This is a genomic window from Corynebacterium sp. p3-SID1194 (assembly GCF_025144155.1).
GTDB lineage: Bacteria > Actinomycetota > Actinomycetes > Mycobacteriales > Mycobacteriaceae > Corynebacterium.
Map to the genome: position 1 here is coordinate 53,712 of NZ_JALXWY010000005.1, position 11,398 is coordinate 65,109.

Below are 11,398 nucleotides of genomic sequence, written 5' to 3' on the forward strand. Positions count from 1 at the left end.
CAAAGGATCAGTTCCTTGAAGATAGCAACAGCTGCCCACGCTCCTGCCCGCGTCCGCACTGCCGTCATCTCCGCCGCAACTGCCGCAGCGCTTACCGTCGGTGCCTTCGCCGTCCCCGCTTCCGCGCAGGCGGCGCCCGCACCCGCACCCGCCCAGGCAGCTTCTGCTCTGTCCGCTGGTTCTTCTCTCGTGGATCATCTCGGCCGCCCCACTCCCCAGGTGCAGCGGGCTGTCAAGGACTTCGCGAACCGCCCCGGCGTGCCGCCCCAGGTCCGCGACGCATTGTTGAGCGGTCTCGCGTTCTTGGTTGGCGATACTTCCGGCAACGGCGGCGGCCCCGGCCTGCCCGAAGGCGGCCCCGCGTTCCGCCAAGGCTTCTGGCCGACGGTGTCCCGCAACTGCATGGGCCCCGGCATGAACTCCACAGGCTCCCTCATCGCGGTCCCGGGACCGGCACACATTCCAGTGCCGGCTCCGAAGGCTGGGCAGGCCACATTCGTGTTCACTGCTTTGGGCACGAAACCTGCATCGCCCCAGCAAGGGGCCATGAACGTGCACTGGATCAACCTGGCTAACCTGCGCACCGGTGTAACGCCCCTTTTGAACAAGGGGATAAATAAGACAGGACCGGCAACGCTCTCCAACGTCGCCGACACGGGCTCCGGCCCAGTGCTGGCGGTGGTCTCCGGGGCAGTCAAAACAGACGGCCGCAGCTGCGGCTTCCCCCCGACGGCACTGAGCGTGACGGTGAAGTAGGTATCAACATGAAGCAGCACGGACAGCAGGTGAACGGAATGGCCACATCCAACACGGGCCACGCAGACGCTCTTGACGCTGAGCGCGCAGACGTTCCCGATCTGCACCCGGTCAAGCAGGAGACCTTCGACACCACCTCGAAGATCAACACTGACCCGAAGGGTTTCCTCCGCGAAGTGGACACATTCCGGGTCACGGACTTCGGCCTGTACATGGCGCGCGGTGCGAACCACCCGAAATTCGGCTACCTGGAAAGCTGGCTGCTGCCGCAGCTCAATCTTCGCGCGAATATCTTCCACTTCCGCGAGGGCGTGGACATGGAGCAGGACTACTACTTCGATATCGCGGACATCGACGTCGAAGGCGAAGTGTGGCGTACACGCGACCTGTACGTGGATCTCGTCGCGGTGCAGGGAGAAGCGATCGACGTGCTCGATATCGACGAGCTCGCGGCGGCGACATCCGCCGGCTTCATCACTGCAGCAGAGGCAGAGAAGGCGATCGAGGCCACGCTCAATGCAGTAGAGGGCATCACCCGCCACGATGACGACGCAATGGAGTGGCTCCGGGCGCTGGGCATCGAGTTGACCTGGGCCGACGAGGTCGAGCTCACCCCGGCAGCCTCCTGATCCGGCGCACCTATGCCGAGGTCAGTTCTTCGCGGGTGAATCGCGCGCGGCCGCGGTCGGCGCGGGCGAATTCAACGACGATATCTTGGTCCTGCGCGAGGTGAATGAGACGCGTGGCCAACTCGCGTTCAGCATTCTCAACTGCGGTTTCAGCTCCCTCGACGCTGAGCATGAGCACGCCCTCCGTGCCGATCACATCGCACGTGGCAGCCCCGTTGCCGGGAGTTTCCAGAGTGCCGGCGGACGGGAAGGTGAACGTGCCTTTGGAGGTCTCGGGGTCCCACGCGACGTCGATAAGCTGCTCAAAATAGCTGGCCAACAGCTTGCCGTAACGTGCAGGGCGGTCGATCCGCACGCGCGCGGTCGAGGTGACGGTTTTGGGCATGGACCACACCCTACCCAAAATGCGCGCACACATTAGTATTTGTGTATCGTACCCCTCCCCGACAGAAAGGCACGCGCATGGCCGGCGGTCTCCTTGCATTGCTTGACGACGTCGCCCTCATCGCCAAAACCGCAGCCTCCAGTATGGACGATGTTGCGGGCATGACAGCGAAGACATCCACAAAAGCCGCCGGCGTCGTCATTGACGATGCCGCGGTGACCCCACAGTACGTCACCGGCGTTACTCCCGCGCGCGAGCTTCCGATTATTTGGAAGATCACGAAGGGTTCGCTGCGTAACAAGCTGATCATCATCCTGCCGATCGCCCTCCTGCTCAATGCCTTCGCACCGTGGGCCCTGGTTCCGATCCTGATGGTTGGCGGCACCTACCTGTGCTTCGAGGGCGCGGAAAAGATCGCTGACAAGCTCCTCCACGACGAGTCCGAACAGCAGGATCAGGCGGTCAACCGCGACGAACAAGGCGAGGATGCCCTGGTTAAAAGCGCGGTGCGGACCGACCTGATCCTGTCGGCGGAGATCATGATCATCTCCCTCGACGAGGTCGCCGACCAGCCCGTGCTCATGGAATTCATGGTGCTCGTCGCCGTAGCGATTTTCATCACCATCGCCGTGTACGGCGCCGTGGCCCTGCTGGTCAAGGTGGACGACATCGGACTGGGCATGATTGAGCGCGACAACGCCCCCGGCATCGGACGCGCTCTGGTCAATGGCATGCCGATCGTACTGAAGATCATCGGCATCGTCGGCACCGTGGCCATGCTGTGGGTCGGCGGCCACCTGATCATCCGCGGCCTCCACGAAGTCTTTGGCTGGCACTGGCCGCACGATGTCCTCGCCCAGCTTTCCGAGGCCGTTGGCGGCGGTGCCCTCGGCTGGCTCGTCGATACCGCTGGCTCCGCGCTCGTCGGTCTCCTGGTCGGCTTTGCGGTGCTTGGCGTCGTAGCGGGTGTGCGCAAAGTACTGCGCTAGAGTCGAGGTCCATGGAACCTCTGCCCCGCTACCCGCTCGCTCCGTTCGCCATCGGCGGCGGATCCGACCTCAGCGTGGGCAACCTCATCGCGGCCACTCTGTTCACGTACGCCGGCACTCCCGATGCCAGCGATCCCCTGAACACCACAGTCGAGCTTGAGCCCGATCCGCTGACCGGCGCGTGGCGTGTGCGCTGGCCTGCCGCGCACGGCAGCATCATCGGCGATATCACCGCGCACGAGCGTGCGCCGTTCCACAGCGTCGACACCCTCCACGAAGCCGGCTTGGTGCCTGCCGCACAGGCCACGATCACCTTCGACCGGCTCACCGCCGCCCACCGCGTCGTTGTCCACCTCGCCCCGCCGGCATTGTGCGTGCCCCGCAATAATCTGCTGCCCGGTGCGTTGCTGCTGCCTGGCACCGTTGCCGGCGAGTCCCCCGTGTACGTCCACGTCGCCGACGGTGAATTCACCGCCGCGGAAACCATGCTCATGTCGCCCGGCCAGTGGCTGGTCGGATTGCACCTGCACGGTCACACCGTCGTGGTCACCTGCGGCGGCCGTGTTCTTGGCACCCTCGATGCCCGCCAGTCCGGCCCCGTGCGCGAGAAACTCGCCGCCTTATTCGCCCAGAGTGTCGACGTGAAGGCCCGCGCCTGGGCTGTCGACGGCTCCATCAGCGTCGATGTCACCCGCACCCCGGGCATTTTCCCCGTCCGCACTCTCCCACCGTTGCCGTTGCCCGCCGGTCCCGAGATCGATATTCCCGCCGCCGAGATCTACGAATTCGCCGACGGCTCGCTCGTGGTCACCGTAGATCTCTCCGCCGCCATCGACCCCGAGGATTGGGTCTACCCCCGCCCGGGTGCACGCACCGTCGACCCCGTCCACCCCGCGCAGCCCGCCGCACCGATCTTCCCCGAAGAACCGCTGGTCCAGCCGGCTGCACCCGAAGTGGCGCACGAGTCCGCGCAGGACGCGCCCACCCAGTACTTCCCTGCCTTCGTGGACTTCAACCCGTCAAACACCGACGACGGCGAAGCCGCGGCCAGCGAGACGTACCTCACCGAAGTGGAAAAGGTCCGCCTCCGCCGCGCGCGCCGCAATTCGCACGGCCCGAAGCACAGCCGGGACGACAGTGCGCCGCAGGAATACACCGGCCGTCACCGGCGCGACGATTAGCCCGGGCTTTGCTAAAGTTCCGTTGCGGTTCAATCATTTTCCCTCCGTGTCTTGAAATGAGTCCGCAATGCGATCGTTCCGCCGTTCCATCTTGTCCATTGCCATCGTCGGCACCATTGCGGTTACTGCGGTTGCCCCAGCTCCCGCGACGGCGCAGAGCTCGCTGAGTTCGACGAGCTCCGGCAGCTCCAGCAGCTCCCGCAACCTGATCAGCGAGATGGGCGGTGCCCTGTCGGACTCGCCGAACCCCGATCCAGCTCCCAAGCCGAAGCCGAATCCGAAAACCCGCACCGAACAGGGCCTGGACGTGGAGATGCTCGGCGACCTGATGGGCAAGCACCAGCCCAACCTGGGGCTCGGGGCCGTTGACTTGGGCATCATGGTGCCGCTGATCAACGAGACATTTGCGGTCGTCTTCGGCGACTCATTCACCGGCAAGTACTTCGGCGAAGGAAAGTGGCTCAGCCCAGTCGGTCTCGTGGCCAAGCGCGATGAGAACGGCCGAATCATCTTCACCCGCCCGCTTAACGACGGCAAGACCGCCGATCAGCTGATCAACTACAAGCACTACGACAACCGCACCGTCATCCCGTCCGACGTGATCAACCTGGACGGCACGCTCTACATGCAGGGCATGTGGAATGAAGGCATCGGCAATGTGCGTGAGACCGAAATCTGGAAGTCCACGGACTACGGCGCGAACTGGACGTCTGTCGCGCGCACGTCTTACCGCTACATGAACGGGCTGGGCAACCTGATCAGCTGGGAGAAGGGCCCTGACGGCTACATCTACGTCGTGTCTTCCGAATTCCGCCGCGACGACCCTGTCTACCTCTCGCGCTTCCGTGAAGAGCAGATCGCGGACCGCTACTCGTGGGAGATCTACGATCCCTCCACCGGCGAGTGGAGCACGAAGAGGCGCACCCCGATCCTTTCCAAGAACGTCGAGGCCGGCGAGATGTCCCTGCGGATGGTCGAGGGCCACTGGGTGCTGGCAATGTTCAACGAGGAGACGGCATCTATCGAGGTGCGCATCTCGAAGACCATCGCCCGTGACTGGGATTCCATCGAACCCGCTCGCGTCGTCGTCGCCGGCTCGGGCGGGTGGCGTGCCGAGCAGAACGCGAGCAACTTCACTCAGCTCTACGGCGGCTACATTGTCCCGGGATCCACGCTCGCCAACATGGATCTCGTCGTCTCCCAGTGGAATACTTCGAATAACTCGCGGTACATGTCCACCCAGTTCAACGTGAAGGGCTTGGACAAGTTCTTCGGCATCTCCCCGGAGCAGCCGGAGAGCGCAGAATCCGCACCGCAGGGTACAGCGCGCGCCGCAGCACAGACCGGCGACCAGAACGCCGTCGCAGTCAATGAGACCGCGGTGTCGCCGGAGGCCGTCACCCGTCTCAGCGACGAAGAGACCATGGAAAAGGCCGCGGACAACCCGGCTGACACGCTGAACTAGCCCCGCGGCACCGTGCCGCCGGGGGGCTACGACTCGTCGATGATCTCGGCGCCGGCCTCGTCAGCCGCGTCGTCGATAAGCTCTTCGTCCGTCGGCGTTGTCCCCGGATCGACCTCGGGATCGTTGTCGCGCTCGTACTCGCGGACGACGCGAGCCGCCGTGTCCGCGATCTCCTTCATCGACTGGTAGAAACGCCCCATCTCGTTCCACACGCCGTCTTCGGAGAGCACCCCGTACTGGGCTTCGGGGAAGTCGCGGACGTCCTCGCGCCAGACGGATTCGTAGTAGGCAATGAGCTGCGCCATCGTCTCCCAGTCTTCGGCGAGGCGCTCGGGGATTTCTTCCCAGCGGTCATTCGCTTCGACGAAGTGCGCGAGACGCGCGTCGTTGGAAATTATTCGTTCCGGGATGTCGTCGGCCCCGGGGAAATCAGGCTCACCAGTGGTCATGGCCGTCACTGTACCCCGCTTCAGCCCCCTAAGCGGGGTTATCGACAAGGAACCGGCGCACGAAAATCCGCGTACGGTGGGAAGCGGTTGAACCCCACGGCAAGGAGGCCATTATGACTGCACAGAAGGGCAACGACCACGGCCCGAACCCCTACGTCGTCGATATTGAAAAGGCGACCGTCGACAACGAGGCTTTCCGCGACACCCTGTGGACCGGCAAGAATCTCCAGCTCACTGTCATGACCATTCCGGCAGGCGGCGAGATCGGCGCTGAGATCCACGACGGCCACGACCAGTTCCTCCGCCTCGAGGAGGGCGAACTCCGCGCCCAGATCGGTGCGAGCGAGACCGACCTCGAGGTCGACCAGGTTGTCGGCGCGGACTGGGCTGCATTCGTCCCGGCCGGCAAGTGGCACAATTTCGTCAACGAGTCCGACGCACCCGCGAAGCTCTACTCCATCTACGCCCCGCCGGAGCACGAGCCGGGCACCCACCACGAGACCAAGGCGGACGCCGACGGCGACCCGCAGGAGACCGACGGCGTCTAACCGCACGGCACACAGGCAAAGCCCAGCATTTGAACTGCTCCCCATTAGTTGGACTGAGAAATCAGTTACCGACTAGTGGGGAGTAGTTTTCATTGAGAGCACGAAGTTCGCTGGGCTTTTCGCTTGTCGACGACCCGCCCCAGCCCCACGTCATTCCCTTTTCACCTCTCGGTCACGCACTGGTTACACAGCCGTCACACCAGGTCCATGTGGCTGGTTTAGCTTTGAGGCACCCTGGTTGGAAGCTGGCAACCACAGCATCGTGAGCTGGCTGTTTTCCAACCGGTTACTTCATTCCACCGCTGCCCGAAAGGTTCCCACCGATGCGTAACCGCGTTCTGTGCGCCACCATCGCCGCGCTGTCCGTCAGCGCGGGCGTGCTCTCCCCCGTCACCGCTACCGCCGACGAGAACATCGCCAAAATCTCGATTTCCAATATCACCGACTTCCACGGTCGTTTCGCTCCAAACGACGTAAACGTTCGTGGCACAGATACGCGTGACGACGAGAAGTCCATCCCGGGTGCGGAGCGCCTGAAGTGCGCAATCGACACCGAAGCCGAGGGGTACGGCGACGCGCACATTCTGACTTCTTCCGGCGACAACATCGGTGCATCCCCGTTCTCGGCAATGCTTCTCGACGATGCTCCGACCATCGAGGTCCTTAATGAGATGGGTCTTGAGGTCTCCGCCGTGGGCAACCACGAATTCGACAAAGGCGCAAAGGACCTCTCCGACCGCGTCATCCCGGATGCGAAATTCCCGTACCTCGCCGCTAACGCTGAGACCGTCGAAGGCACCAAGCCGTACCACGTTGAAGAGGTCGACGGTGTGAAGGTCGCATTCATCGGCACCGTCACCGACGATATGCCGAACCTGGTCAGCCCGGACGGCATTGAGGGCATCACCTGGAACGACCCGGTCGCCACCACCAACGCCCTGGCCAAGCAGATCAAGGGCTCCAAGGAAGCCGACGTCGTCGTCGCCCTCGTCCACGCAGGCGGCATCACCCCGGACAAGTTCGAGAACGTCGACGTCGCATTCCTCGGCCACACCCATGTGTACGTCAAACCGGACACATCCACTGCCCCGGTCGTCGCACAGGCCGGCCAGTACTCCCAGGGCTTCGCTAACGTCGACCTGAGCATCGACCGCGCCACTAAAAAGATCACTGTCGACGATGCCAAGGTCGTGGACAACGCCACCGTCCTCGGCTGCACTGACAAGAAGTACCCGGAGATCGCCACCATCGTCGACGCCGCAGAGGCGGAGGCGGAAGAGCAGGGCAAGCAGGTCGTTGCCAAGACCCCGGTCGACTTCACCCGCGGCAAGAACGAGGGCGCCGAGTCCGGCTCCAATCGCGGCGTCGAGTCTTCGCTGAACAACCTCCTCGCCGAGGCCGCCAAGTGGAGCGTCGCCGCTAACTCCAGCGTCACCCCCGATATCGGCATCATGAACGCCGGCGGCGTCCGCGACGACCTGCCGGCTGGCGATATCACCTACCAGCAGGCTTTCTCTGTTCAGCCGTTCGGTAACGAGAACTCCTACAAGACCCTCAAGGGCGCCGACTTCAAGGACGCCCTCGAGCAGCAGTGGAAGCCGGGCCAGGACCGTCCGCGTCTGGCTCTGGGCCTGTCCAACAACGTCTCTTACACCTACAACCCGGACGCTGAGCAGGGCAACCGCATCACCTCCATCACCATCGACGGCAAGCCGATGGACATGGACAAGGACTACATCGTCGCCGGCTCCACCTTCCTGCTCGGCGGCGGCGACAGCTTCGACGCACTCACCAAGGGTTCCGAGATGTCCAATATCGGCCTTGTCGACGTGGACGCGTTCATCCAGTACCTGAAGAGCGGCGAGAAGCTCACCCCGCGCGGCCAGTCCGCTGTCGGTGTGAAGTTCGAGCAGCCGCTGAAGGCCGGCCAGGACGCGAAGATCGACCTGTCCTCCCTGATCTACTCCCAGAACGACGACGCCAAGAAGGTCACCGTCGCACTGGAAAACAAGAAGGGCAAGAAGATCGCTGAAGGTTCCGCCGACATCGACCCGGCCCTCGGCGAGAAGGGCTTGGGCGAGGCTGGCAAGGCCTCCGTCAAGCTCGCCGTCCCGGCTAAGGTTCCGGCGGACGCAGTCCTGCGTATCACCACTGATAAGGGCACCGACGTGACCATGCCGGTGGAGATTGAGGGTGGCCAGAAAGGCGGCCAGGACAGCTCCTCCGGTTCCAGCAACGACGGTTCCAGCGCCAAGCCGGTTCTGATCGGCCTCGGCGTCACCGGCCTGCTGGCTGCTCTCGCCGGCGTCATCGTGGCGTTCGTCCCGCAGTTCGCACCGGTCCGCGACCAGATCAACGCCGCACTGAAGGACTTCGGCATCCAGATCTAATCCAGCGCTGAGTCTGCACTCAACCAGAACCAGCCCTCTTCCCCGCCGGGGAGGGGCTGGTTCTTTTTGTGCGGTCGGCCAGCGGGGATAGACCCATTCGGTGTGAAGGGGGTAGATTGCCGGTGTTGGAATAAAGGGGTCAGGAGGCGCAATGACACAACAGGTTTCGGCGTCGCAAAGCTCCCCGTGGCCGGCGCTGTGGTCGATGATGGTCGGCTTCTTCATGATCCTGGTGGATTCGACCATCGTCGCAGTCGCCATCCCGGCGATCGCGGAGAGCCTGCACGCCACGTACAACGGCGTGATCTGGGTCAATAGCGCGTACCTGTTGGCATACGCGGTGCCGCTGCTCATCACGGGACGCCTCGGCGACAGGTTCGGACCGAAGCGACTGTACATGCTCGGCCTCGCGGTGTTCACCGTGTCGTCGCTGGCGTGCGGGCTGGCAGGGTCCGTTGGAGTGCTCATCGCGGCTCGCGCCTTCCAGGGTCTCGGCGGCGCGATGCTCACACCACAGACGATGTCGGTGATGATCCGCACGTTCTCCCCCACCCAGCGCGGCAGCGCCATGGGCGTGTGGGGCGCGGTCGCCGGCGTGGCCACGATCGTCGGGCCGCTGCTCGGCGGGATCTTCGTGGACCTCGGCGGCTGGGAGTGGATCTTCATCATCAATGTGCCTTTCGGCATCATCGGCTTGCTCCTGGCCTGGAAGAACGTGCCGAAGCTCGAGCTGACTGCCCGCCGCCTCGACTGGCTGGGGGTCGCCTTATCTGCGGTGGGCATGTTCTGCCTCATCTTCGGCATCCAGGAAGGCTCCAACTTCAACTGGGATGCGCGCGCGATCGGGCTCATCGTCACCGGTGCCGTCTTCATCGCCGCATTCATCCTGTGGCAGGCGCGCACCACCCGCGACGCGCTCGTGCCGTTGTCACTGTTCGCAGACCGGAATTTCGCGCTCGCCTCCGCGGCGATCACCACCGTGGGCTTTGCGGTGTCTACCTTCGCTATTCCGCTAATGATCTACGTACAGCGGGTGCAGAATTTCAGCCCCACGGTGGCCGCGCTTCTGCTCCTGCCCTCGGGTTTGGTCTCCGGCGCGCTGTCCGGATTCATCGGCAAACAGACGAACACGCACGATCCGAAGCCGTTCGCGATTACGGGGCTGGCGGTGACGTCGATAAGCATCTTTGCGACAGTATGGATCACCGACCCGCAGATCAGCCCGTACTGGATGTTGTTGATCAGCGTCTTCTACGGCCTGGGCAATTCGATGATCTGGGGGCCGCTGTCCATGATCGCGACTCGCAACCTCGATCCGGCACTCGCGGGCGCGGGCTCGAGCGTGTACAACACCGTGCGGCAGGTCGGCGCTGTCATCGGCTCGGCGGCTGTGGCTGCTGCCATGTCCTCGCAACTCGCCCAGCGTCTCGGCGACGACGCAGCGGGGCATTCGGAGACAGGTCCCCTTCCCGAGTTCCTTCATGAGCCGTTCGCTGAGGCGATGAGCGTCGCACTGCTGCTGCCCGCTGGTGTTCTCGTCCTCGGCGTCGCAGTCGCCGCCATGTTCGCGAAGACCCGCACATGGAGCGATAACTAGCCCGCTGTGCTGTAGCGCACATTTAAAGAGCCATTTGTTCCACGCCATACGCATTCCGGATTTAGAGTGTTTTCTATGTGGAATCCATTTGCCAAGCCATTTCATGAAGACACGAACGACACCCCCTATGTGAAGCCCGCGGACTTCATTGCCGACGCCGCCTCCCGCCCCGCCGCGTTCATCACCGGCGGCGCCAGTGGCATCGGCAAAGCCACAGCGCAACGGCTACTCAACCTCGGCTGGACCGTCGGCGCCTACGACATCCAGGACGTCACTTGGGGCACCAGCGACATCCCCGACGGGCAGCTCATCACCGGCCACCTCGATGTCACCGACCGCGACGAGTGGGACACCGCCCTGGCGGACTTCACGTCCCACACCGGCGGCCGCCTCGACTTCCTGTTCAACAACGCAGGCATCATCATCGACGGGCTGCTTACCGAGCAGGATCCGGAGAAAATCCGCACGCTGGTGGACATCAACTGCCTCGGCGTCACCTTCGGCGCGCAGGCAGCCTTCCCCTACCTCAAGGCGACGAAGGGCGCAGTGGTGATCAACATGAGCTCCGCATCCGCCATCTTCGGCCAGCCGGAGATCTCCACTTACTCGGCCACGAAGTTCTACGTCAACGGCATCACCGAGGCACTCAGCGTCGAATGGCGTAACGACGACATCCGCGTCCACGACCTCATGCCCCTCTGGGCCGCCACGCAGGTCGCCAACGTCAAAGCCCAGTCCGTCAAGACGATGGGCGTGAACCTCACCCCAGGCGACGTCGCCGACGAAGCAGTGCGTGTCCTGACCAAGAACGCACCCTGGGGCAAATGGGTGCCGCACTACGCTGTCAGCCTCACCGACCGCTTGCTCAAGTGGCTGCGTAAGCCGTTCCCGGACCCGATCGCCCAGCTTCTCATGCGCTTCGTGGCGACCTGGTAAGCCACCCCCACTTCTCCACCCCAAAACCAAGAAGGGCCCCGACTGGGGCCCTTCTTCCGTCCGGTGTGCCCTA

Annotated in this window: 11 protein-coding genes; 9 read left to right on the forward strand and 2 right to left on the reverse strand. The window is 63.7% G+C overall.

From position 1 onward, the window contains the following. Nucleotides 1-15: 15 nt before the first annotated feature. Together M3G19_RS05375 and M3G19_RS05380 are read left to right on the forward strand one after the other, a co-directional pair. Nucleotides 16-756 (forward strand): hypothetical protein, encoded by a 741-nt coding sequence (locus M3G19_RS05375; protein WP_259901244.1) that lies wholly within the window; start codon nucleotides 16-18, stop codon nucleotides 754-756. Between the two features lie 38 nt (nucleotides 757-794). Further along, nucleotides 795-1,385 (forward strand): DUF402 domain-containing protein, encoded by a 591-nt coding sequence (locus M3G19_RS05380; RefSeq protein ID WP_259901305.1) that lies wholly within the window; start codon nucleotides 795-797, stop codon nucleotides 1,383-1,385. 10 nt (nucleotides 1,386-1,395) lie between these two features. Here M3G19_RS05380 and M3G19_RS05385 read toward each other — a convergent pair whose 3' ends face one another. After that, nucleotides 1,396-1,770, reverse strand: a complete 375-nt coding sequence (locus M3G19_RS05385; protein ID WP_210574794.1) for a DUF2218 domain-containing protein — start codon at nucleotides 1,768-1,770, stop codon at nucleotides 1,396-1,398. Between the two features lie 77 nt (nucleotides 1,771-1,847). Between M3G19_RS05385 and M3G19_RS05390 the strand changes: the two genes are divergently transcribed. The 3 genes from M3G19_RS05390 to M3G19_RS05400 all read left to right on the forward strand — a co-directional run bounded on the left by M3G19_RS05390 (nucleotide 1,848) and on the right by M3G19_RS05400 (nucleotide 5,405). Continuing rightward, nucleotides 1,848-2,759 (forward strand): DUF808 domain-containing protein, encoded by a 912-nt coding sequence (locus M3G19_RS05390; RefSeq protein WP_259901245.1) that lies wholly within the window; start codon nucleotides 1,848-1,850, stop codon nucleotides 2,757-2,759. Between the two features lie 11 nt (nucleotides 2,760-2,770). Then, nucleotides 2,771-3,940 carry a hypothetical protein gene (locus M3G19_RS05395; RefSeq protein ID WP_259901246.1) on the forward strand — a complete coding sequence of 390 codons (1,170 nt, stop codon included), beginning with the start codon at nucleotides 2,771-2,773 and terminating at the stop codon, nucleotides 3,938-3,940. A gap of 67 nt (nucleotides 3,941-4,007) precedes the next feature. After that, nucleotides 4,008-5,405, forward strand: coding sequence for a DUF4185 domain-containing protein (locus tag M3G19_RS05400; RefSeq protein ID WP_259901247.1), 1,398 nt, complete (start codon nucleotides 4,008-4,010; stop codon nucleotides 5,403-5,405). A gap of 26 nt (nucleotides 5,406-5,431) precedes the next feature. Here the strand turns inward: M3G19_RS05400 and M3G19_RS05405 are convergent, their stop codons facing one another. Continuing rightward, entirely contained in the window at nucleotides 5,432-5,854 is a 423-nt protein-coding gene (locus M3G19_RS05405) for a DUF4298 domain-containing protein (protein WP_259901248.1), read from the reverse strand. 113 nt (nucleotides 5,855-5,967) lie between these two features. Between M3G19_RS05405 and M3G19_RS05410 the strand changes: the two genes are divergently transcribed. The 4 genes from M3G19_RS05410 to M3G19_RS05425 all read left to right on the forward strand — a co-directional run bounded on the left by M3G19_RS05410 (nucleotide 5,968) and on the right by M3G19_RS05425 (nucleotide 11,325). Next, nucleotides 5,968-6,402 carry a cupin domain-containing protein gene (locus M3G19_RS05410; RefSeq protein WP_259901249.1) on the forward strand — a complete coding sequence of 145 codons (435 nt, stop codon included), beginning with the start codon at nucleotides 5,968-5,970 and terminating at the stop codon, nucleotides 6,400-6,402. Between the two features lie 323 nt (nucleotides 6,403-6,725). Further along, a complete protein-coding gene (locus tag M3G19_RS05415; protein ID WP_259901250.1) occupies nucleotides 6,726-8,792 on the forward strand; it encodes a bifunctional UDP-sugar hydrolase/5'-nucleotidase in 2,067 nt (688 codons plus the stop codon). 151 nt (nucleotides 8,793-8,943) lie between these two features. After that, complete coding sequence (locus tag M3G19_RS05420; RefSeq protein WP_259901251.1) at nucleotides 8,944-10,389, forward strand: DHA2 family efflux MFS transporter permease subunit; 1,446 nt, start codon at nucleotides 8,944-8,946, stop codon at nucleotides 10,387-10,389. Nucleotides 10,390-10,464: 75 nt separating this feature from the next. After that, nucleotides 10,465-11,325, forward strand: a complete 861-nt coding sequence (locus M3G19_RS05425; protein ID WP_259901252.1) for an SDR family oxidoreductase — start codon at nucleotides 10,465-10,467, stop codon at nucleotides 11,323-11,325. Nucleotides 11,326-11,398 lie beyond the last annotated feature (73 nt).

Coding starts and splice junctions, on each gene's coding strand:
- M3G19_RS05405 (WP_259901248.1), bottom strand. CDS start 5,854: ATGACCACTGGTGAGCCTGATTTCCCCGGGGCCGACGACATCCCGGAA.
- M3G19_RS05425 (WP_259901252.1), top strand. CDS start 10,465: ATGTGGAATCCATTTGCCAAGCCATTTCATGAAGACACGAACGACACC.
- M3G19_RS05410 (WP_259901249.1), top strand. CDS start 5,968: ATGACTGCACAGAAGGGCAACGACCACGGCCCGAACCCCTACGTCGTC.
- M3G19_RS05390 (WP_259901245.1), top strand. CDS start 1,848: ATGGCCGGCGGTCTCCTTGCATTGCTTGACGACGTCGCCCTCATCGCC.
- M3G19_RS05420 (WP_259901251.1), top strand. CDS start 8,944: ATGACACAACAGGTTTCGGCGTCGCAAAGCTCCCCGTGGCCGGCGCTG.
- M3G19_RS05415 (WP_259901250.1), top strand. CDS start 6,726: ATGCGTAACCGCGTTCTGTGCGCCACCATCGCCGCGCTGTCCGTCAGC.
- M3G19_RS05395 (WP_259901246.1), top strand. CDS start 2,771: ATGGAACCTCTGCCCCGCTACCCGCTCGCTCCGTTCGCCATCGGCGGC.
- M3G19_RS05400 (WP_259901247.1), top strand. CDS start 4,008: ATGCGATCGTTCCGCCGTTCCATCTTGTCCATTGCCATCGTCGGCACC.
- M3G19_RS05380 (WP_259901305.1), top strand. CDS start 795: ATGGCCACATCCAACACGGGCCACGCAGACGCTCTTGACGCTGAGCGC.
- M3G19_RS05385 (WP_210574794.1), bottom strand. CDS start 1,770: ATGCCCAAAACCGTCACCTCGACCGCGCGCGTGCGGATCGACCGCCCT.